Origin of the sequence: Marinifilum sp. D714 (genome assembly GCF_030851345.1) — a bacterium.
Taxonomy (GTDB): Bacteria; Bacteroidota; Bacteroidia; order Bacteroidales; family Marinifilaceae; genus Marinifilum.
Map to the genome: position 1 here is coordinate 63788 of NZ_JALPNU010000003.1, position 22694 is coordinate 86481.

Below are 22694 nucleotides of genomic sequence, written 5' to 3' on the forward strand. Positions count from 1 at the left end.
TACTTTTTTACTTTAAAGCTTGATTTCTAGTTTAATTCCGATTCTAATTGAGTTTTTAATTGAAAATTGATGTGGAAATTAGGCGGTATCTAATATTTTTTCATTATTTTAAAGTTGCTTTAATCAATTCGAAAAATAATATTCGAATATTTAAATAACAATTACTTACGAATTTAATTTAAAGACCTACTATATGGATTCAAAATTTTCACCTCGTATTAAAGATGTTCTTTCATACAGCAAAGAAGAAGCTGAAAGGCTTGGAAATAGTGCTATTGGAACGGAACATTTGTTTTTAGGAATTCTTCGTGAAGGTGAAGGCATTGCTGTTGATATCCTTATCTCTTTGGGTGTTGATCTTTACGACATCAGAAAAAACATTGAAAGGGAAATTAAATCAGACACTATTACTGATTTAGATCAAAACAACATTCCTTTACAACGGTCAGCAGAAAGAGTTCTTAAATTGATTTATTTGGAGGCTAAGGCCTTAAAAAATAACACCATTGACACCAGTCATTTACTGCTTGCCATATTAAAGGATGATAAGAGTATGGTTACTCAAATTTTAGAGAATCAAACCGTAGACTACAATAAGGTAAAAGAGAATTTAAAAACTTTGTTCCCTAAAGCTCAGGCTGATTATCCATCAGAGGAGCGTGAAGGAAAAAGTGGAATGTCTGGTGGATCAAAGGGATCAAGTGCCCGTGGTAAATCCGAAACCCCAGTATTGGATAACTTTGGTATTGATATTACAAAATCGGCAGAAGAAGGAACCTTAGACCCTATTGTGGGTAGAGAAACTGAAATCGAACGATTAGCGCAGATTTTAAGTCGTCGAAAAAAGAACAATCCAATACTAATTGGCGAACCTGGTGTTGGTAAATCTGCTATCGCAGAAGGCTTGGCTCTTAGAATTGTTCAGAAGAAAGTTTCACGAGTGCTATTTGGGAAACGAGTGGTAACCTTAGACCTAGCCTCTATTGTTGCTGGAACTAAATATCGTGGACAGTTCGAAGAAAGAATGAAAGCTATACTAAATGAGCTATCCAAAACAACCGATATCATCCTATTCATTGATGAGATTCACACCATTGTTGGTGCTGGTGGTGCTACAGGTTCATTAGATGCTGCAAATATGCTAAAACCAGCTCTTGCTCGTGGAGAAATTCAATGTATTGGTGCAACAACTTTGGATGAATATCGCCAGAATATTGAGAAAGACGGTGCTTTGGAAAGACGTTTCCAAAAAGTAATGGTAGAACCCACTTCTGCTGAGGAAACTATTGAAATTCTTAATAATATCAAAGAGCGTTACGAAGACCACCACAGTGTTTATTATACGGAAGAAGCAATCAGTGCATGCGTGAAGTTAACTTCCAGATATATAAGCGACAGATATCTTCCAGATAAAGCAATTGATGCATTGGATGAAGCTGGTTCGCGAGTTCACATTTCAAACATTCATGTGCCGGTAATTATCGAAGAACTAGAGAAAAAGATTGAAGAAACTCGTCAAAGTAAAATTAAAGCTGTAAAAGCGCAAAAGTTTGAATTAGCAGCTAGCTTTAGAGATAAAGAAAAAAACTTTGCTGAAGATCTTGACAAAGAAAAAGAAAAATGGGAACAGGAGTTAAGTCTTAAGAAAGAAAAGGTTTCTGAAGAAGATATTGCAGAAGTTGTTGCTATGATGACAGGAGTTCCAGTTAAAAGAATTGCACAAGCTGAAGGTTCTCGATTACTTAAGATGGATGAAGAATTACAAGGTAAAGTAATTGGTCAGGATGATGCGATTGCTAAAATTGTAAAAGCAATTCAGCGGAATCGAGCGGGTTTAAAAGACCCTAACAAGCCAATTGGAACATTTATTTTCCTGGGTCCTACAGGTGTTGGTAAAACCCAACTGGCTAAAGTCCTTTCCGAATATCTTTTCGATAGTACAGATGCTTTGATTCGTATCGATATGAGTGAGTACATGGAGAAATTTGCAGTATCGAGATTGGTTGGAGCTCCTCCGGGATATGTTGGATACGAAGAAGGTGGACAATTAACTGAAAAAGTGAGAAGAAAGCCTTATTCAGTTGTTCTACTGGATGAAATCGAAAAAGCGCATCCTGATGTGTTTAACATTCTGCTTCAACTATTAGATGACGGTCAATTGACAGATAGTTTAGGGCGAAGAGTTGATTTCAAAAATTCAATCATCATTATGACATCTAATATTGGTAGTCGTGAGTTGAAAGATTTTGGAAAAGGCATTGGTTTCCAAACTGGAGGAAATGATTCGAATGATTATGCCAATAGCATTATCCAAAAGGCTTTGAAAAAAGCTTTCGCTCCTGAATTTCTGAACAGAATTGATGATTTAGTCATGTTTAATTCATTAACTCAGAAGGATATTCATAAGATTATTGACATAGAACTTAACGGATTATATAAGAGAGTCAATGACTTGGGTTATAACATCAAAATTTCAACTGCTGCGAAAGATTTCATTGCTGAAAAAGGATACGATGTTCAGTTTGGTGCCAGACCACTAAAAAGAGCAATTCAAAAGTATCTGGAAGATGAAATGGCTGAAGTGATAATTAAAGCAAGCATCACTGAAGGTGATACCATATCGGTAGGTTTAGACAAATCGAAACAAAAAATCACCACCAAAATACTAAAGGCTCAAAAAGAGCTTAATTAAACGAAAGCCGGAGAGTTAATCTCCGGTTTTTTTATGCTTTTTTCATACTTTTTTATTCCTATTTATTTAGAATAAATCAAAACAATTCCTATCTTTGATCGAAACAACAAAATACATAATTATGCAAAAAAACAATAGCAAAGTTACATTTGCAGGAAATGCAATGACTTTAGTAGGAACAGAAATAAATACAGGAATGAAAGCTGAAAACTTCACAGCCTTGGGACAAGATTTAGCTCCAGTTCAACTTTCTGATTTTGATGGAAAAGTGAAAATTCTTTCAGTATTTCCATCAATTGATACTGGTGTTTGTTCTGCTCAAACTCACAGATTTAACAAAGAAGCTGCTTCGCTTGATAAAGATATTCAAATCATTACCTTATCAAACGACCTTCCATTTGCTTTAGGTCGCTTCTGTGGTGCTGAAGGTATCGAAAATTTGGTTACTTTATCGGATCATAAGGAATGTGATTTCGGTTATAAATATGGTTTCGTAGTTGAAGAATTACGTCTGCTTGCTCGTGGCGTTGTGGTGATCGACAAAAACAACGAAGTAAAACATGTTGAGTATGTTGCTGAAATGACTGAAGAACCAAATTACGAAGCTGCTTTAGAAGTAGCAAAATCTTTAGTTTAATCTAAGCTTGTAAAATATACAGAAAGCTCCTTCGGGGGCTTTTTTTAATATCACAACCTATGTACTTATTTTTCGATACCGAAACCACAGGTTTACCAAAAATATGGAATGCTCCTGTTACCGATTTGGACAATTGGCCACGTCTGGTTCAATTAGCCTGGCTACTGTATGATAGTCGCGATCAGGAAATTAAATCAGCCAATAGAATTATAATTCCTGAAGGATTTACGATTCCTACCGACGCATCGGACGTGCATGGCATTACAACAGAAAGAGCTCTTGCTGAAGGTATAGATCTTTACGAAGCTTTAAATGAATTTTCATCGGCAATGGATGATGCTGAATATTTAATTGCACACAATATTAGTTTCGATGAAATAATAATTGGTGCTGAATTTCTTCGTAAGGATATAACAAGTCAATTGGCTGAGATTCCGAAAATCTGTACCATGAAAACCACAACCAACATTTGTAAAATTCCTGGAAGATATGGTTTCAAGTGGCCAAATTTAACCGAATTATACCAACATCTTTTCCACAAAGGTTTTGATGGTGCCCACGATGCCCTTGCAGATGTTAGAGCTTGTGCAGATTGCTTTTTTGAATTGAAAAAATCGGGAATGTACCAACAGCAAGGAAGTTTATTTTAGAAAAATACTTTGCACAAAAAAACCATCTGTATTTCTACAGATGGTCTTTATTCTATTTTTGTATGATTGGTATTACTTTACAATTCCAAACAAATCGTAATCTTCACAATCTGTTATTTCAACATTGTAGAATTCTCCAATCTTTAAATCTCCATACTCTGCTGGAATCAATACTTCCGGATCCACTTCGTACGAATCAAATTCGGTTCTTCCGTAATAATAATCACCTTCTTTTCTGTCGATCACTACTTTTAACTCTTCGCCCAAACGTTTTTTGTTGGCCTCCATGCTGATATCTTGCTGAATCAACATGATATCCTCTTTTCTTCTCTCCTTTTCTTCTTGAGGGATATTATCCTCGTAGTGATTTGCAGCATAAGTATCTTCTTCGTCGGAATAAGGAAATACGCCCAAACGTTCAAATTTCATTTCCTGAACGAAATTTTTAAGATCTTCCATATCTTCCTCTGTTTCACCTGGATGGCCAACCAACATGGTAGTTCGAAGCGTTATACCTGGTACTTCTTCGCGGATTTTTTTGATAAGATCAATGGTTTTAGCTCTATCTATACCCCTTCGCATCAAATTTAACATGTTGTCACTTGAATGTTGCAAGGCAATATCGAGGTAACGGCAAACTTTCGGATTCTCACGCATTAATTTTAAAATACCGTAAGGAAATTGAGTTGGATATGCATAATGCAATTTGATCCATTCCAGGTCTTCAATTTTAGATAACTCTTCTATCAATTCTGCCAATTTCGATTCTTTGTACAAATCGATACCATAATAAGAAAGATCCTGAGCAATTACCAAAAGTTCCTTCACTCCTTCTTTCACAAGATTTTTTGCTTCTTCAACAATATCTTCGATAGGACGAGAAATATGCTTGCCTGTAATAATTGGAATTGCACAATATGAACATGAGCGATTACATCCCTCCGAAATTTTTAGATAAGCAAAATGCTTTGGAGTAGTAACAACTCTTAAATTTTTGAAATCTGGGACATAGTCTTTATTCAACTCGTTTACCATACCTTTCCAATCGAACTTTCCAAAATACTTATCAACTTCCGGAATTTCCTTACTTAATTGCTCTCTGTATCGTTCCGATAAACACCCCATCACAAAAAGCTTATCGATTCTACCATCTTTTTTCGCTTCCACATATTGCAAGATAGTATCAACCGATTCCTCTTTCGCATCACCAATAAACCCACATGTATTAATAATAATGGTTTTGGCATCGCTATTCTCTTCTTCACATGTAACAGAAAACTGATTTGCATCGAGTTGTTTCATTAACAATTCGGTATCCACCAAGTTTTTTGAACAACCTAAGCTAATAATGTTGATTTTATTTTGACTCATACAATCCTCTTATCTCAAATTAAATTTTGGCAAAAATAGGATAAATTACTCTCTTTCCCATCTCGATATTTACTTTTGAATCTATTTATACCGATTACGAATCAATTCCTATGATTGCTGGGAGCATTGATAAAAAATCAGCAGGTGATTCCGTATCGGCATTAACTCCCGAAATTCGGGACATGCTATTGTAATTAGCAAAACGATTGGTAAATCATTTTGAAGTACAATTGGCATAAAATGAAAAAGGCTACCCAAAAGGCAGCCTATCTTATATTATAATATTCGATCTTTTCAATCAAATAATGAAGCTACGAATTCATTACGGTTAAATACCTGCAAATCCTCCATCCCTTCACCAATTCCTATATATTTTACTGGCACCTTAAATTGATCGGAAACACCAATTACAACCCCACCTTTGGCAGTTCCGTCTAATTTGGTAATTGCTAATGCATTTACCTCGGTTGCTTTGGTAAATTGTTTTGCTTGTTCGAATGCATTCTGTCCGGTAGAACCATCCAATATCAATAGGATTTCATTTGGAGCACCTGGGATTACTCTGTCCATTACACGCTTAATCTTACTCAATTCGTTCATTAAGTTGATTTTGTTGTGCAAACGTCCAGCTGTATCAATGATAACTACATCAGAACCTTCTTCTTTGGCCTTGGTTAAGGTTTCGAAAGCAACAGAAGCTGGATCGGCTCCCATTCCTTGATTCACAACAGGAACTCCCACTCGCTCCGACCAAATAATTAACTGATCGACTGCTGCAGCACGGAAAGTATCGGCTGCACCAAGCATCACTTTCTTTCCTGCGTTCTTGAATTGATGAGCTAGCTTTCCAATGGTTGTGGTTTTTCCAACACCATTCACACCAACTACCATGATGACGTATGGATATTCTGATTTTGGAAGTTCGTAAGCCTCGTAATCACCTTTATTGTTTTCTTCTAAAAGAGCAGCAATTTCCTCTTTTAAGATTCTATTCAATTCTGATGTTCCCAAAAATTTATCCTGAGCAACTCTCTCTTCAATTCGTTCGATGATTTTTAATGTTGTATCCACGCCCACATCAGAAGTAATCAATACTTCTTCCAATTCATCAAGTACATCATCATCAACGGTAGATTTACCAACAACAGCTCTGGAAAGCTTTTTGAATACACTTTCCTTTGTTTTGGCCAACCCTTTATTAAGATTTTCTTTTTTCGATTTCGAAAAACTTCCAAATAATCCCATTTCTTCTAAATTTTAAGCTGCTAAAGTACAAAAAATCGCAAACACAAACAATTAACAATAAACGTTTTAAAATAAAACAATAAAAGTTTTGCTTTAAAGCACAAAAAAAGCTTCCCAAATAATCGGGAAGCTTTTATGATTCAGTATGATATGAATTTCTTACTTCTTAGCAAAGAAATCCTTTACGTTCTCATTTGGAACAATCTCTTCTTTAAAAGAGTATGCGCCAGTCTTAGGTGACTTCACCATTTTGATTACTTTAGCGTAACCACGGCCTTCACCTTTCTGTAGGGATGCTACTACTTTCTTAGCCATATCTTAAAATTATTTAATTTCTCTGTGAAGGGTTACTTTCTTCAAAATAGGATTGTACTTCTTCAACTCCATACGGTCTGGAGTATTCTTTTTATTTTTAGTAGTGATGTATCTTGAAGTTCCTGGCATACCGCTTTCCTTATGCTCAGTGCACTCAAGAATTACTTGCACTCTATTACCTTTTTTAGCCATTTTCTATGCCTTTTTTAATAATTTTTAATAAATCCTTTTTCTTGAGCTTTAGTAAGTGCACCTTTTACTCCTAATTTGTTAATTAGACGTACTCCGGCAGCAGAAACTTTCAATTCAATCCAACGATCTTCCTCAGGAAGATAGAACTTTTTAACGAAAAGATTTGGATAGAATCTTCTTTTAGTTCTTCTCTTAGAGTGAGAAACATTATTTCCCACCATTACGCTCTTTCCAGTAATTTGACAAACTCTTGACATAGTCCAGATTATTTTTTTCCTTAAACGCTTTTCAAACAGGTCGCAAAATACGTAATAATTTTCTAAAAAATCAAATTATCTCACAACTTTTTACAGATATATTTTCAATCAGCATCAATCCACCGCTAATCTGCAAAAACAATACGTTTTTATGATCTGCCAGAATTCAGAATAACAAACAATAAATATCTGAATTGTAAATTGAAGTGATCCTACATGCAAAAATAAAAAAATCCCTCCGAATACGGAGGGATTTAAGCAATTATCTCAAGCTTATTCTCTATTCTTCTTCCTCGTTCAAAGATTTAAATCCTTTACCGATAATTTCATTTGCTTCTGTTACGTTCACAAATGCTTCAGGATCCACTGACTTAACGTGTAGCTTCAAAATCTCAAGCTCTCTTCGACTCATTACAGAGTAAACCATTTTTCTTTCTTCACCCGAATAAGCACCTGTACCAGTAAAAACAGTTGCTCCACGTTTTAAATCTCCTTTAATTTTAGATACGATTGATTCGTACTGATCTGAAACAATCATAACTGTTTTGTGATAGTTTGCTCCACTCACCACCATATCGATAATCTTACCTTCGATATAAATAATGATCAATGAATAAATTACAAACTCCCATCCAATCGCTCCTGTTTCTGTTGGCTGTACCAAAGTAAATAATACAATTATACCATCAACAATCATTACCAATTTACCCAAAGAGATTTTAGTGTATTTTGCAAAAATCATTGCAATAATGTCCGAACCTCCTGAAGTTGCTCTGGATTTAAAGATCATTCCGATAGCAATACCATAGAAAACACCTGCTACAATGGTGTTCAACATTGGATCTGCAATTACTTTTGGATACCCAGGAACAACATATGTCTCCATTATCCAAACGGTCAACAAAATAATACCAATACTAAGCATTGTTTTAATCCCAAATCGAGGGCCTAAAATAATTGTACCAATAATTACCAACGGAACCTCCATTGCAAAAGTACAGTAACTAATTTTCCAGCCAAACAATGTGTTTAGTACGGTTGCAATACCATAAACTCCACCTGGCGCCAATTTGTAAGGCACAACAAATAAGATATCGGAAACAGCAAAAATAATACTACCTATAATCAGGTAAGTGTATGCCGTTAACCATTCATTCGACAAGAACTTTTCTTTAGTAATAAAAGCCATTTTAATAGTGTTTGTTAAAGTGATAAAAATTCGCCGACAAAAATAGATTCGCCGATTTTATTTGCAAGGTTTTTCCTTATTTTTCTCACTTTTACAAACACCTGAAAAACAGAACAAAAAGAAAGTTTGGCATATTTTTTTTAGCAGCTTTTCAAAAAACGATAAAAAAAGACGTCAATTTTTCACTTATGAATAGATAGTCACAAGTATTATTCCTGATTTTAAAATAGTAATAGGACAAAAAAAATAAAATAAAAAATCATGATTATGTCTAATAAAAATACCTTAATAAGTGCCACATCACGTATTTTCACTTTATTTGAGCTCATACAAAACATGTAAACTACACAAAGAGAGAGTTTTCAGGCTGAAACGATATCATCAATACTTATATTTGGCATTCGCTCCATTTTACTTACTTCTATGCTTAGAAATCCATATTCATCTATCACTCGCCCCTCTATAACATAACAGCCTGGTCCACGAAATGGATATTCTTTGGCAATAGGTGGAAAATGCACAGTATCTAACCAATGTCCATCTAAATCTACCCATGTTCCAAAATACATAATTTTACCATTACTGGCTTTTGCGGGTTTGCGATGAATTAAAAAACCAACAATTCTGATGTAACAATTGACTAAACGAGGCAAATGACAGGCTTTTATGTTGGAAGGTAAATCACCTTTCACCAATTGAAATGGTGATTGAACCGATAAGCCTAACAATTCCAATTCGTCGAATGCATCTTCGAGCTTGTGCTTCCACAATTCGGGCAGCTCAAATTCTTTTACCTCTGCCTGAAAAAGTGTTCTTTCCGGTTTGGTCTTCCTGGTGTGTCCTAATAGAAAATGAGCATCCCACAACAGCTCTTTCTTTCCTTTTCCTGTAAATCGAAAAGCTCCAATACGTATTAATATTATCAATTGCTCCAAACTGCTTGGGAAACGCTTCACAAAATCGCGCAAGCTTTTAAAACTTCCATGTTCCCTGCGCTCTTCAATCATTTTTTTTCCTGTTGAACGTTCTAAATCTCTTAAAAGGTAAAATCCCAGCCAAATGGTATCTCCATCAATAATATTTTCCCACGAACTCCGATTTACGCAGGGTACTTCTACCTTGGCACCATGCATTACTGCCTCGTGCAGATAGAGTTGTGCTGAATAGAATCCTCCTCCATTATTTAAAGTTGCTACCATATATTCCAATGGATAATATGCTTTTAAATAAAGCGCCTGAAAACTCTCTACTGCATAACTGGCCGAATGCCCCTTTGCAAAAGCATAATTGGCAAAACTCTCTATTTGCCTCCAGATATCGCTCACCACTGCATCGAGATATCCTTTTGCTTTACAATTGGAGAAAAATTTATCTCTCACCTTTGCAAATTCGTTTCGCTGTTTAAATTTCCACGACATTCCTCTGCGCAAGACATCTGCTTCATCTAAACTTAGCTCGGCAAAATAATGAGCCACCTTAATTACATCTTCCTGATAAACCATTACGCCATAAGTTTCCTCAAGTATATTATATAATTCAGGTAAATTATGTTTTGCCTGTTCTCTCCTTTTCTTATTCTGAAAACGAATAATGTATTCTCGCATCATTCCACTTTTGGCAACTCCCGGACGAATAATGGAACTGGCAGCAACCAGGCGTTTGTAATCTTCAGCTTTTAGCTTGGTTAAAAGCATGCGCATGGCAGGCGATTCCACATAAAAGCAACCAATTGCCTGTCCTTTTTTTAGCATTCTCTTTACGCGAGAATCCTCCATAAACAGTTTGGTGTCGTTAATATCGATATCTATTCCATGATTCTGCTTAACGATCTCCAAAGTATCTTTGATTTTTCCCAAACCACGCTGACTCAGGATATCGAATTTATGCAGTCCCAAATCTTCAGAAATGTACATGTCAAACTGAGTGGATGGGAATCCTTTAGGCAAAAGCTCAGTGGCTGAATAATTACTAATGGGCTCATCGGCGATTAAAATCCCACTGGAGTGAATACTATTGTGGCTTGGAAAGCCTGAAATATATCCACTATAGCGAATCACCCACTTTCCATATTCATCGGCTTGCGCTGGATTCGGATTTTTCTGCAAACGACTGATTTCTTCATCGGGCAAACCAAATACTTTCCCAATTTCGCGAAAAGCTGACTTGTGATTAAATGTGATAAAATTTCCCAGTAAAGCAACATGATCCCAACCATATTTGTCAAACAAATAACGTGTGACATCATCCCGATCTGTCCATGAAAAATCGATATCAAAATCGGGAGGTGATGATCGGAACGGATTGATGAAGCGCTCAAAGTAAAGGTCTAAGTCAACCGGGTCAACATTTGTGATTTTCAACAAGTAAGCAACCAGGCTATTGGCTCCACTTCCTCGTCCAACATGATAATATCCTTCACCTTGCGCATAGCGAACCAAATCCCAATTAATCAGGAAGTAGGAGCAGAATCCAAGTTGTCGGATCACCTTCAATTCCTTGTTTAAACGATCTAAAATTTCATCGGTTATTGTACGATATCGATATTCCAAGCCCTCACAGGCCAATTTCATTAACAGCTTAAAATCTTCTTCTTCCGAATCGGTAAAAAGCTTTTTGTTTTTGTTGGTTCCAAATTCGAAATCCATGCTGCAAGCAGCCAATAAAGCTTCTGTATTTTTTATAATTTCAGGATAATCTTTATACAATTCCAACAGTTCAGACTTGCTTCTATATCTATCTTCAAAACTCGCCTGTTCCTCTTTCGAAAGCTTACTTAGCAGTGTATTTCTGTCAATAGCTCGCAACAGTCGATGAATATTGTAATCTTTCTTGTTGCGAAAGCTTGCTGTTTGTAGAATTACCAGCTTATCCAGGCGATTCTTCCATTCAGAAAAAGGCAAGTGAGGTACATCCTGCGGTCTGACTCCAATGCATTCATTTGCTTTTAGATCTCTATACTGGCTTTGAAATGGATAGATCACATAAACTTCATTCAAATCCGGAGCCTCTGGTTCAAATATCTTACTAACATGCAGGTTTCCTGATAAAAACTCATTGATTTCCCGAAACCCGGTCGCATTTTTGGCCAGCAAAACATACTGCTGCATTGCTCTATTCCTGATATCTGCTCCAACAAGCGGTCTTACATTAAATTCCTTTGCCTGCCGTACAAAATCGAGACTCACGGCTGTATTATTAATATCAGTCAATACAATGGTATCGTGTCCTCCCACCTGGGTTTCCTTTAAAACCTCCTCTACAGAAAGAGCTCCATACTTAAAACTATAATATGAGTGGCAATTCAATAACATTAAATACAATAAAGAATTAACAATTAGTAATGATCTATTACTAATTGATTTTTATCGTCTACGGTGAGCAGGAATAATTGGAGCTTGTCCATTAAAAGGATTCATTCCTCCAATGGTTTTTACATCCATTCCTATGGCGCGTTTCACCGCATTTTTCCCAAATCTGTTTCTCAAATGATCCATTTTCTGATACAACTTAATGAGCTTTTCAGAGTCCTCAAACAGGCGAATCTGGTAAGTTCCGCCTACCAAATTGCTGAAGCAAACTCCGATGAGTCGAATCAAAACCCGACGTTCATACATTTTATCAAACAGGTCGAGTACTGTAGCGATTAGTGTATGATCAAGCGATGTGTAGGGAATTCGCTTCTGTTTGGTGTAAGTTTGAAAATCGGAATAGCGAATCTTAAGCGTCACACAAGCAGTTAGTTTGTTTCCATTTCGGAGCTGATAAGCCAAATTTTCGGCCATTGCAACCAAAATACTACGTAATTTCACTACATCAGTGGTATCTCGCTCAAAAGTTCGTTCTGTAGATATGGATTTTCTCTCATTCCAGGCAATCACTGGAGTGTTATCAATTCCTTGTGCTTTTTTCCAAATCACTTGCCCATTTTTCCCCAGTACACGTTCCATTAATTCCATAGGCATTTCTTGGACCGTTCGTACTTTTTCTATTCCCATGCTTCGCAATTTGTGGTAAGTTTTATCGCCAACCATAGGAATTTTTTTAATGGAAAGCGGAGCCAAAAATGGAACTTCATATCCCGATTCTATATTGATATGATTATTGGGCTTGGCCTCGCCTGTTCCAACTTTAGAAACTGTTTTACTGGTAGATAAACCAAAGGAAATAGGCAAGCGTGTCTCCTTTACGATCTTTTCTCTCAGTTCCTTTGACCACATGTAACTTTCCTTCACAAAACGATCCATCCCTGTTATGTCCATATAAAATTCATCAATGGATGATTTTTCGAACAAAGGCGAACGTTCCTTAATGATTTCCGTTACATGATCGGAATATTCGCTGTAAGTTCCACTATTCCCCCTAATCACAACAGCTTCCGGGCAAAGCATACGAGCCATTTTCATGGGCATGGCAGAATGGATGCCATACGTTCGTGCTTCGTAAGAACAAGCTGCTACCACTCCTCTATCTGATGTTCCCCCAATCAAGACCGGTCGATTTTCCAATCTACTGTCCAACAACCTTTCACACGACACAAAAAATGTGTCTAAATCCATATGCAATATTGTCCTTTTCATTAAATGTCGATATTTTCGTCATAATCCTGTCAATAATTTAGTCTATTCTCCTTATCTTTGAAAGAAAAAAGCATGTTTTTTGCAGAAAATATCAAGTTTCTTCGCAAGAGAAGAAGAAAATCGCAAGCCGATTTGGCTGAACAGTTGGAGATTACAAGAACCACACTGGCTGGCTATGAAAAAAGCGTTCAACCACCTTTTAAAGTACTGGTGAAATTTGCCGAATACTTTAATGTTTCCATTGATGCTTTAATAAGGTATAACCTGCAGGAATTATCGGAATTCCAGCTTTCGCAAATCGAAGATGGATTTGACATTGATGTAACGGGAAAGAAGCTTCGCTTGCTTACCATATCGGTAAATCAGGATGGAGAAGAAAATATAGAAATGGTTCCCTTAAAAGCACAAGCTGGCTATACAAATAGCTATGGCGATTTGGATTTTATAGAATCACTACCAAAATTCTCTCTCCCATTCTTGCCCAAAGATAAAACCTACAGAACCTTCCAAATTGAAGGAGACTCCATGCTTCCCATTCCTGAAGGATCGTGGGTAACGGCATCCTACATTCAAAACTGGGAAGCAATTAAAGATGGTACTCCTTGCATTATTGTTACCCAAGAGGATAGTATCGTATTTAAAGTGGTATACAAGCAATTTGAGAAAAATCAGTCTCTCCTATTGGTTTCTTCAAACAGAAATTATAAACCTTATGAACTGCAAATTGGAAAAGTGGTAGAAATCTGGAAATTTGAGACTTATAATGGCTTTGAGATTTTATAAGAAAAAAAATCAAAAAAAAGTGTAACTAATCATGCTCCTCCCTTACTAAATAGATAAAGAACAAAATACACACACATTGAAAAAAGAAGATCTATTTAATCAAATTCTATCGGATAATAGTGATCGAATACAACGGATATGTCGTTACTATAATTCGAATGCCGAAGATCAAAAAGATATGTATCAGGAAGTACTGATTAATATCTGGAAGAGTTTGGATCAATTTAAAGGTAAATCGGCAATTAGCACATGGGTTTATCGGGTAGCTGTTAACACATCGCTAAGCTTTACGGGCAAAAGCTACAGAGAAATGCAGCTAATAATAAACACCGATACGCAAAATCTAAGCTCCATTTTAGACAATGAAGATTTGGAAATCAAGAAAAAAGAAGAAAAGCAATTCAACCTACTTCAGAATGAGTTAAATATGCTTTCTGTGATCGACAAAGCCTTAATATCTCTTATGCTTGAAGGATTAAGCATGAGAGAAATTGCAGATGTGATCGGCATTAATGAACCCAATGTAAAGGTGAAAATTCACCGCATTAAAACACAATTAAAAAACAAATTAACAGGAGGTAAGCATGAACTTAAATAAAACAAAGAACGAAAAGGTTAATCTGGATCAGTTATTAGGAAAACTTAAAAAGGAGGATAGTAATTATTCTAACCTATGCAAAAGAATGAAGATTGTTTATTGGATTTTCATCCCACTTTACACGATAATTGCCTTTATACACTATTTTGATACAAAAGAGCTTACTGATTTAATTGCAGGACTATTCCTTGTAGCGGCATTTTTACTATTTGCACTAGTATTTGGAAGCTACCAAAAAGAATACAAAAATGTTGATTACTCTCTGCCTACCCTTCTCATGTTAAAGCAAGCTGCAAAAAGGTATCATCCCTTCCGAAAAAAGAGCATACTGATACTTCTTGCAGTTTTTTTAATGAATGCCAGTTTTAATCTTAGATCTCAACCATTATTCAATACTGTTGAATCTCAAATTGTTTTCTTTTCGATTTTCATACTTGCAATCATCATAGGTCTAATAATTTGGTATTTCAAATATAAACCCCTTCGTGATAATGCACTGGCAAATATTGCCGAAATTGAAGGCAATTAAACCTATAAGTCATTTTTTAACATCTCGTTAAAACAAGCTAAACAATTGCAAGCTTACCTTTGCATTATCAATCAAAAAAACAAAAACAGATGAAAGTAGTCGCATTTAATGGTAGCCCCAAAAAAGAAGGCAACACCTATCATGCATTAAAATTAGTGTGTGAACAGTTGGAAGAAAAAGGTATCGAGACCGAAATTGTAAATGTTGGAATCAAAAACGTGAAGGCTTGTACTGCCTGTAACTTGTGTTTCAAGAATCAAGACGAAAAGTGTGTCATCAAAAATAATGATGTGAATAATTGGATTCAGAAAATGAAGGAGGCCGACGGGATTATTCTTGGATCACCAGTACACTATTCATCATTAAGTGCCAGCATGAAATCCTTTCTCGACCGTGCATTTTATGTAGCTGGTGCAAACGGATCATTGTTCCGTCATAAAGTAGGTGCGTCAGTTGCAGCCGTTCGTCGTTCAGGTGGATTACCTGTTTTTAATGAATTGAACAATTACCTGACTTATTCGGAAATGATGATTCCAACATCGAACTATTGGAATGTGATTCATGGATTAATGCCGGGTCAAGTTCATCAGGATGAAGAAGGTGTGCAGATTATGAGAATTTTGGGTAAAAACATGGCTTATCTATTGGAATTAGTTGAAAATGGAAAGAATAAAATAGAAGCCCCTGAGAAAGAAGATAAGGTATACACTCATTTTATCAGGTAATTAGGTAAATGAAAAACAGAAAATCTCCATTGACAGAAATGATAAAAGATCTGATAGTTTGATTATAAAGACGATTATTCATTTAAAAACAATTTAATATGTATTGGAAGTACCTAATTGCAGCATCACTTTTACTAAGCTTTTCTGCTTGTAAACCTTCTAAACAGTCGCAAACAAATAAAATTGAAGTAATTGCTTCATCCGACAAGCAATGGACGGGAGTTGCAGTAAGTAAGGATAACCGATTGTTCGTAAACTATCCCAAATGGTCGAATGATGTGCCCATTAGCGTTGCGGAAATTGTAAGTGGTAAAGCAATCGCATTTCCAAATCAGGAATGGAATAATACTGATGACAAGGAATCCTTTCAGGCTGTTCAGTCGGTAGTTGTTGATGAGCAGAACAAGCTATGGGTATTGGATACAAAAAATCCTCTTTTCCAAGGTGTTTTGGAAGGAGGCCCGAAATTGTATGTTTTTAATTTGAACAACAATGAAAAGGAAAAAGTATATCAATTTCCTGAAGGTGTTTACCAAGCGAACTCTTATTTTAATGATGTTCGGGTTGATACAAAAAATCAATTTGCCTACATGACTGATTCAGGAAACGGAGCATTAATCGTTTTGAATCTGCAATCGGGAGAATCTAAAAGAGTATTGGACCATCACTACTCTACCGAAAGCGAAGTGGATCACCTCATTTGTGATGGAATCAAATGGGAAAACAGTGTACATTCCGATGGTATTGCTCTTTCCCCTGACAAACAGTTTTTGTATTACATTGCCTTAACGGGTCATAGTTTGTATCGGGTTCCTACTGAAACATTACGTTCTCAGAACGTAACAGAAGAACAAATAGCTGAGCAAGTAGAAATGGTAAAAAAAATTCCAGCCACTGATGGAATGATGTTCGATAAAGATGGGAATCTATGGTTAGGCGGTCTGGAAGACAATTCCATTAATGTCCTGAAAAGCGATGGTAATATCAAAAAACTGATTAAAGATGAGATCATTCGTTGGGCCGATTCATTTGCCATAGATACTCAAGGAAATGTATTCTTTACAACATCACAAATTCATTTGCCAGAAATCCAGAGAAAACAATATCAAGTTCTCAAACTATCAAAATAAAATATAAAATGAAAGACGGACTTTTAAAAAACAAAAGGTCCGTCTTTTTGTTTACAATTCAGCGAATCAATGGAAAAAGTACGAACCTTACGATTTTAGATATTGCAATACTTATAAAAGCATACAAACTACAATTAGAATGAAATCATAATCAACAAGATATTAATATGAAAAAAACAGCATTGGTAAGCGGTTCGAACAGAGGGATAGGCTATGCATGCGTACAAGAACTTTTACAAAAAGGACATCGGGTGATTCTTACTGCCCGCACTCTGGAAGATGGAAAAAAAGCAATCGAGAAACTAAAAAGTTTTGGCGAAGTCCACTTTCATCAATTGGATGTTTCCGATGAAAGGAGTGTACAACAAATTGTCAAATATGTTGAAGATAGTTTTGGTCATCTTGATATCCTGATCAACAATGCGGGCATTAATTACGATACTTGGCATTCGGCATTTAATGCCGATTTAGAAGAGATACATCAAACTCTGGAAACCAATTTGTTTGGAGCCTGGCTCTTGGCACAAGCCTTTATTCCTAATATGAAAAAGCAGAAATATGGACGCATTGTGAATGTATCGAGTGGCTTGGGAGCTTTATCGAACATGTCTGCCGGAACGCCAGGTTACAGCATTTCAAAAGCCGCAATGAACGTTCTTACCATAAAGTTGGGCCAGGAATTAAAAAGAAATAACATCCTTGTTAATTCGGTTTGTCCGGGATGGGTAAGAACTGATATGGGCGGTTCAACTGCTCCCCGTGATCCCCAGAAAGGAGCGGAAACCATTGTTTGGGCAGCCGAGCTGGAAGACAAAGGGCCTACGGGAAAATTTTTTAGGGATATGGAAGAAATCGAATGGTAATGAAAGTATCTTTTACTTTTTTAATGGCTGATTAACAAATTATTAACAACCACCACATTTGTTGATATTCAACATACCACACATCCATGTAACCATATTTCAGCTCTGTGCGATATTGATTTCTTTCCTCTTTAGCTCTAACATTGCAGCGTATTTCAAACATGAATGATGAGAGCAATTTTAATTTTACTAATGAGCATCAGCCTTTGTTTTTCGCTTGATGCACAAACCAAAACAACAGAGATGAAAGATCAAAAAGTTTATCCAAAAAGCTTTTCCCACGTTGGAATTACAGTGCCTGATTTGGACAAGGCAGTAAAATTCTACACCGAAGTAATGGGTTTTTATGTAATTATGCCTCCAACCGAAGTCCTGGAAGAAAATGAGACAGCAATCGGACAAATGTGTATCGATGTATTTGGCAAAGGATGGAACAGTTTCCGCATTGCGCACCTTTCAACAGGCGATCGCATTGGAATTGAACTATTCGAATTCAAAGAAAGTCAACCAAAAGCTCCGGAATTCAATCCATTTCAAACCGGCTTATTCCATTTTTCCGTTCAGGATCCGGATGTAGAAGGATTGGTTCAAAAAATTGTTGAGCATGGAGGAAAACAGCGTATGCCTATTCGCGAGTACTATCCAGGTGATAAACCATATCGTATGTGCTATGTAGAAGATCCATTTGGAGTGGTATTCGAAATCTATTCACACTCCTACGAACTTCATTATTCACCAGGAGCGTACAAGTGATTCTCTTTTGCAAAATTTTGTCCCCATTGGTCTAATTTCATGATAATGGGGATAATGCTTTTTCCCGCCTCAGTTAATCCATACACAACTTTTGGTGGCACTTCAGGGTGAACCTCCCTACTTACCAAACCATCCCGCTCCAAGGCCCTTATCGAGAAGGTAAACATACGATTAGAGATACCATGAATGCTTTTTTGTAATTCACCTGAACGCATTTCACCATCTTTCAAGTGAAACAAAATAAGCGATTTGTACTTATCGCCTATCAATTGTAAAGTAAAGGCCAGAGAACAAACAAACTTCTTCCCCTCGTAATTAATGATTTTTGAATTGCTACAATCTTTGGTCATGGTCGAATCTTATTTGGTAACAAATATAAGCTTTTACAGGTAAAGAAAAATCGCCAGCCTACAACTATAGATTGACGATTTAATCTTATCATTAAGGATTTTAATTTACTTTATTTCAATCCACTTCGTTTCAAAAGAGGATCGATTGATGGTTCTTTGCCGCGGAATTTCAGGTACAAATTCATCGGATGATCGCTTCCGCCCTTTTCCAATATATTCTCACGGAAAGCATCCGCAGTTGCCTTATCGTAAATGCCATTCTCTTTAAATGCCTCGAAAGCATCGGCATCCAATACCTCGGCCCATTTGTAGCCATAGTACCCGGCAGCATAACCACCTGCAAAAATATGTGAGAATGAGGTACTCATACAGCTTCCATTCACCTTAGAGAACAATTCAGTTGATGCCATTGCCTGGTCTTCGAATTCTCCCACAGGATTCGTAATTGGCTCATTAACACTATGCCAAGCCATATCATTTAAACCAAAGCTTATCTGACGAACAAAACCATATCCACTTAAGAAATTGCTGCTGTCAATAATTTTCTGAATCAGTTCCTGAGGAATTTTCTCCCCTGTTTTATAATGCGCTGCCACTTCATCCAACCACTCCTTACGGAACGCAAAATTCTCCATAAACTGCGATGGCAACTCCACAAAATCGCGATATACATTGGTTCCCGACAATGCACTATAGGTACATTTCGAAAGCATACCGTGTAATGCATGACCAAACTCGTGCAAGAAAGTAGTTACCTCGTTAAAAGTCAACAAAGATGGCTTGGTTTCTGTCGGACGGGTAAAGTTACATACAATCGAGATGTGTGGTCTGTAATCTTTATTCTCTTTTTTGTACTGATCTACAAATGAAGTCATCCAGGCACCACCTTGTTTGGTACTTCTTGGGTGGAAATCGGCATAAAACAAGGATAAAAAGTTTCCTTCCTGATCTAACACCTCATACACATCCACTTCTTCGTGATATTTAGCGATATCAGCACTCAACTTGAACTGAATGCCATACAATTTGGTAGCCAAATCGAAAATTCCCTTTTTGACTCTCTCCAACTCGAAGTAAGGACGTGTAATTTCATCGTTGATATCGAATTTTTCGGTCTTTAGCTTTTCAGCATAGTAGGCCCAATCCCATCTTTGTAAATCGAAATCTGCCCCAAGCGATTTTGCATACTCTTGCAACTCCTTAAATTCCTCTTGCGCTTTTGGCATTGAAGCATCCAAAAGTTCATTCAAGAAATGAATTACCTTGTCTGCCGATTTTGCCATTCTTTCCTCCAATACATAGTCGGCATAAGCTTCGTATCCCAACAAATGCACCTTGGCCAAACGCAGTTCTACTATGCGATGTATGATCTTTTGATTGTCGAATTTATCGTTGAAACATCGCGAAGTATAGGCCTTGAACATTTTTTCACGCAATTCGCGCTTATCAGCGTATTGCATAAAGGGAACATAGCTAGGAAATTGAAGGTTAAAGATCCATCCATCCTTCTCCTTTTCCTTTGCCAAGGCCGATGCAGCTTCAAGAATTCCTTCAGGTAGGCCTGCAACATCCTCTTGGTTCGTTAAATGAAGTTCGAAATTGTTGGTTGCCGCCAAAACATTCTCACCAAACTGCAAGGTTAATTTTGAGAGTTCTTTCGAGATTTCTCTGATTTTCCCTTTCATCTCTTCATCCAAATCAGCACCTGATCTAACAAAAGACTTGTATCTATCCGTTAAAAGTTTGGTCTGTTCTACATTTAAATCAAACTCATCTCTTTTTTCGTATACCTTTTTCACTCTTTTAAAGAGTTTCTCATTCATGATGATATCATTTGAGAATTCGGTAAGCATAGGCGATATTTCTCGTGCCATAGCCTGCATTTCATCATTGGTGTGCGCATGATTTAAATTGAAGAAAACCGACCCAATTCTATCCAACTGATGACCCGAATACTCAAGAGCTTCAATGGTATTCTTAAAATTTGGTTCTTCAATGGAATTGGCTATATCATCAATTTCGGCTCTGGCATTTTCGATACTCTGCTTAAATGCCGGCATGTAATGCTCCAATTCAATTTTATCGAATGGAACAGACTCATATGGTGTTGAAAATTCTTCTAATAAAGGATTTTTACTCATAATATATCGTGATTTAATAATTTCTCAAACAAAGATAAGAATTGAACATACAAAATCAGGGATGTAAAAATCTTATTTGAAAAATTTTAACAAACATTATCATGTTTATAGCCAATATCAACACATTATATTGATTTTCTTGCTATTACAGAAGAGAAGTATTGAATCATTCCAATCCAAATAAGAATTTCGAAAAGCTTTTCGAAAGCCTCTATTTGCACAATAATCTTATTTGCAGTGATTTAAATCCCAAAAGAATACCTATATTTGACTTGGTTTTGATAAGGGGGAAACTTACAAACCCAAAAGTAAATGTCATGAAAGAATTCAATTTATTAATAAGACAATCAGGTATTGGTGTAGCAAATCTAACTACATCCAACTCTTTCATTGCTTCTCATTTCCCTAAATCACTTAATACTTTTCGCTTTCCCGTGTGGGTACGATAATTTCTTACTAATTAAAGTATTCCTTTAAATAGAAAATCACTATTCATAAAGCATACAACCTTTTATTGCATCTTTTGCATACAGAAAAACATGCAATACAATCATTTGCATCTTGCCCAAATATTTAGGCAACAAGATGTAGTTTCGTATACCATAGAAAATCATTCACATGAAGCGAATTTGTATAAAAATAGGCTCAAATGTACTTACCAAAAGTAAGGGCCAAATCGACAAGCAGAGAATTAAAAACATTGTATTTCAGATATCGGAATTAAAAAAGTTGGGATATCAGTGTATCCTTGTATCATCAGGTGCTGTAGCAGTCGGAAGAAGTAAAATTAATCTGAATCAAAAAACTGATACCATATCAGCTCGACAGGTATGGTCATCGGTTGGGCAAGTTGAATTACTAAACATCTATTCGAAATATTTAAGAGAGTACAACCTGCAATGTGCTCAGGTATTGGTAACAAAGCAGGATTTTAGAACCAGGGAACATTATCTGAACATGAAAAATTGCATCAGTTCCCTCATGGCCAATGATATTTTGCCAGTAATCAATGAAAATGATGCGGTTTCGGTTACCGCACTAATGTTTACCGATAACGATGAGCTTTCCGGTCTTATAGCATCGATGATGGACTGTAAAGCACTTTATCTACTAAGTAATATTAATGGAATCTACACCGGAAATCCAGAAGATCCTAACGCAAAATTGCTAAGAACCATCAATGGTGATATCAACCGATTAAAGCAGTACATCACCACCAAAAAATCAAATTTCGGACGTGGTGGAATGCTTACCAAATGCAGTATTGCCGGAAGAATAGCCAAATCAGGCATACCTGTGCACATTGCCAATGGTTCAAAGGATAATATTGTTCTTGATTTAATAGGAGATCATGAAAATGTAGATCACACTGAATTTATAGCCTATAAAAAAGCATCAACAGTAAAACAATGGCTTGCCGGGTCTGATGGATTCGAAAAAGCACAGGTAATTATTAACCAAGGGGCTGAAGAGGCTTTAAACTCTAACAATGCTACGAGTTTGTTACCGATTGGTGTAACTGATATTAATGGAAGTTTTGAAAAAGGAGATATTGTAAAAATCATGAATGAGAAAGGCAAAGTTTTAGGATTAGGCAAAACTTCCTATAGCAAAACCAAAACAGAAATTCACATGGGAAAAAGTGGAGCCAAACCATTGGTTCATTACGACTATCTATTCTTATATTAACAATTAAT

General features: G+C 36.3%; 21 protein-coding genes. 11 read left to right on the forward strand and 10 right to left on the reverse strand.

Annotated features, from left to right (window positions below; translation table 11 throughout):
- The first annotated feature begins 193 nt into the window (after positions 1-193).
- From M0051_RS03925 to M0051_RS03935, 3 genes are all read left to right on the forward strand, one after another.
- Positions 194-2692: an ATP-dependent Clp protease ATP-binding subunit gene (locus tag M0051_RS03925; RefSeq protein WP_306740242.1), complete on the forward strand. Its 2499-nt coding sequence runs from the start codon at positions 194-196 to the stop codon at positions 2690-2692.
- Between the two features lie 121 nt (positions 2693-2813).
- Complete coding sequence (gene tpx / locus M0051_RS03930) at positions 2814-3329, forward strand: thiol peroxidase (RefSeq protein ID WP_306740243.1); 516 nt, start codon at positions 2814-2816, stop codon at positions 3327-3329.
- A gap of 59 nt (positions 3330-3388) precedes the next feature.
- Positions 3389-3979, forward strand: coding sequence for a 3'-5' exonuclease (locus M0051_RS03935; protein ID WP_306740244.1), 591 nt, complete (start codon positions 3389-3391; stop codon positions 3977-3979).
- Between the two features lie 72 nt (positions 3980-4051).
- Here the strand turns inward: M0051_RS03935 and rimO are convergent, their stop codons facing one another.
- The 8 genes from rimO to dinB all read right to left on the reverse strand — a co-directional run bounded on the left by rimO (position 4052) and on the right by dinB (position 13125).
- Positions 4052-5350 (reverse strand): 30S ribosomal protein S12 methylthiotransferase RimO, encoded by a 1299-nt coding sequence (gene rimO / locus M0051_RS03940; protein ID WP_306740245.1) that lies wholly within the window; start codon positions 5348-5350, stop codon positions 4052-4054.
- A 294-nt stretch (positions 5351-5644) separates the two neighbouring features.
- Entirely contained in the window at positions 5645-6595 is a 951-nt protein-coding gene (gene ftsY, locus M0051_RS03945) for a signal recognition particle-docking protein FtsY (protein WP_306740246.1), read from the reverse strand.
- Between the two features lie 159 nt (positions 6596-6754).
- Positions 6755-6910 (reverse strand): DUF4295 domain-containing protein, encoded by a 156-nt coding sequence (locus M0051_RS03950; protein ID WP_306740247.1) that lies wholly within the window; start codon positions 6908-6910, stop codon positions 6755-6757.
- 9 nt (positions 6911-6919) lie between these two features.
- The gene (gene rpmG / locus M0051_RS03955; RefSeq protein ID WP_054721833.1) at positions 6920-7102 is read right to left on the reverse strand and encodes a 50S ribosomal protein L33; all 183 of its coding nucleotides are present in this window, start codon (positions 7100-7102) and stop codon (positions 6920-6922) included.
- A 14-nt stretch (positions 7103-7116) separates the two neighbouring features.
- A complete protein-coding gene (gene rpmB / locus M0051_RS03960) occupies positions 7117-7359 on the reverse strand; it encodes a 50S ribosomal protein L28 (RefSeq protein ID WP_054721835.1) in 243 nt (80 codons plus the stop codon).
- Positions 7360-7639: 280 nt separating this feature from the next.
- A complete protein-coding gene (locus tag M0051_RS03965) occupies positions 7640-8548 on the reverse strand; it encodes a YitT family protein (RefSeq protein WP_306740248.1) in 909 nt (302 codons plus the stop codon).
- 362 nt (positions 8549-8910) lie between these two features.
- Positions 8911-11859 carry a DNA polymerase III subunit alpha gene (locus tag M0051_RS03970; protein WP_306740249.1) on the reverse strand — a complete coding sequence of 983 codons (2949 nt, stop codon included), beginning with the start codon at positions 11857-11859 and terminating at the stop codon, positions 8911-8913.
- A gap of 51 nt (positions 11860-11910) precedes the next feature.
- Positions 11911-13125 carry a DNA polymerase IV gene (dinB, locus tag M0051_RS03975; RefSeq protein WP_306740250.1) on the reverse strand — a complete coding sequence of 405 codons (1215 nt, stop codon included), beginning with the start codon at positions 13123-13125 and terminating at the stop codon, positions 11911-11913.
- A 72-nt stretch (positions 13126-13197) separates the two neighbouring features.
- Here dinB and M0051_RS03980 point away from each other — a divergent pair, with 72 nt between their 5' ends.
- From M0051_RS03980 to M0051_RS04010, 7 genes are all read left to right on the forward strand, one after another.
- Positions 13198-13908 (forward strand): LexA family transcriptional regulator, encoded by a 711-nt coding sequence (locus M0051_RS03980; RefSeq protein ID WP_306740251.1) that lies wholly within the window; start codon positions 13198-13200, stop codon positions 13906-13908.
- Positions 13909-13984: 76 nt separating this feature from the next.
- Positions 13985-14506: an RNA polymerase sigma factor gene (locus M0051_RS03985; RefSeq protein WP_306740252.1), complete on the forward strand. Its 522-nt coding sequence runs from the start codon at positions 13985-13987 to the stop codon at positions 14504-14506.
- Positions 14493-15035: a hypothetical protein gene (locus tag M0051_RS03990; RefSeq protein ID WP_306740253.1), complete on the forward strand. Its 543-nt coding sequence runs from the start codon at positions 14493-14495 to the stop codon at positions 15033-15035. Before M0051_RS03985 ends, M0051_RS03990 begins: the two co-directional genes overlap by 14 nt.
- 89 nt (positions 15036-15124) lie before the next feature.
- On the forward strand, positions 15125-15760 hold the full coding sequence (locus tag M0051_RS03995) for a flavodoxin family protein (RefSeq protein WP_306740255.1): 636 nt from the start codon (positions 15125-15127) through the stop codon (positions 15758-15760).
- A 98-nt stretch (positions 15761-15858) separates the two neighbouring features.
- Positions 15859-16890 (forward strand): L-dopachrome tautomerase-related protein, encoded by a 1032-nt coding sequence (locus tag M0051_RS04000; RefSeq protein WP_306740256.1) that lies wholly within the window; start codon positions 15859-15861, stop codon positions 16888-16890.
- Between the two features lie 167 nt (positions 16891-17057).
- Positions 17058-17753, forward strand: coding sequence for an SDR family oxidoreductase (locus M0051_RS04005; RefSeq protein WP_306740257.1), 696 nt, complete (start codon positions 17058-17060; stop codon positions 17751-17753).
- Positions 17754-17996: 243 nt separating this feature from the next.
- Positions 17997-18506, forward strand: a complete 510-nt coding sequence (locus tag M0051_RS04010) for a lactoylglutathione lyase family protein (protein ID WP_306740258.1) — start codon at positions 17997-17999, stop codon at positions 18504-18506.
- Here M0051_RS04010 and M0051_RS04015 read toward each other — a convergent pair.
- Together M0051_RS04015 and M0051_RS04020 are read right to left on the reverse strand one after the other, a co-directional pair.
- Positions 18482-18856 (reverse strand): helix-turn-helix domain-containing protein, encoded by a 375-nt coding sequence (locus tag M0051_RS04015; RefSeq protein ID WP_306740259.1) that lies wholly within the window; start codon positions 18854-18856, stop codon positions 18482-18484. The genes M0051_RS04010 and M0051_RS04015 overlap by 25 nt on opposite strands.
- 110 nt (positions 18857-18966) lie before the next feature.
- Complete coding sequence (locus M0051_RS04020) at positions 18967-20997, reverse strand: M3 family metallopeptidase (RefSeq protein WP_306740260.1); 2031 nt, start codon at positions 20995-20997, stop codon at positions 18967-18969.
- Between the two features lie 618 nt (positions 20998-21615).
- Between M0051_RS04020 and proB the strand changes: the two genes are divergently transcribed.
- Positions 21616-22686, forward strand: coding sequence for a glutamate 5-kinase (proB, locus tag M0051_RS04025; protein WP_306740261.1), 1071 nt, complete (start codon positions 21616-21618; stop codon positions 22684-22686).
- Positions 22687-22694: the final 8 nt, after the last annotated feature.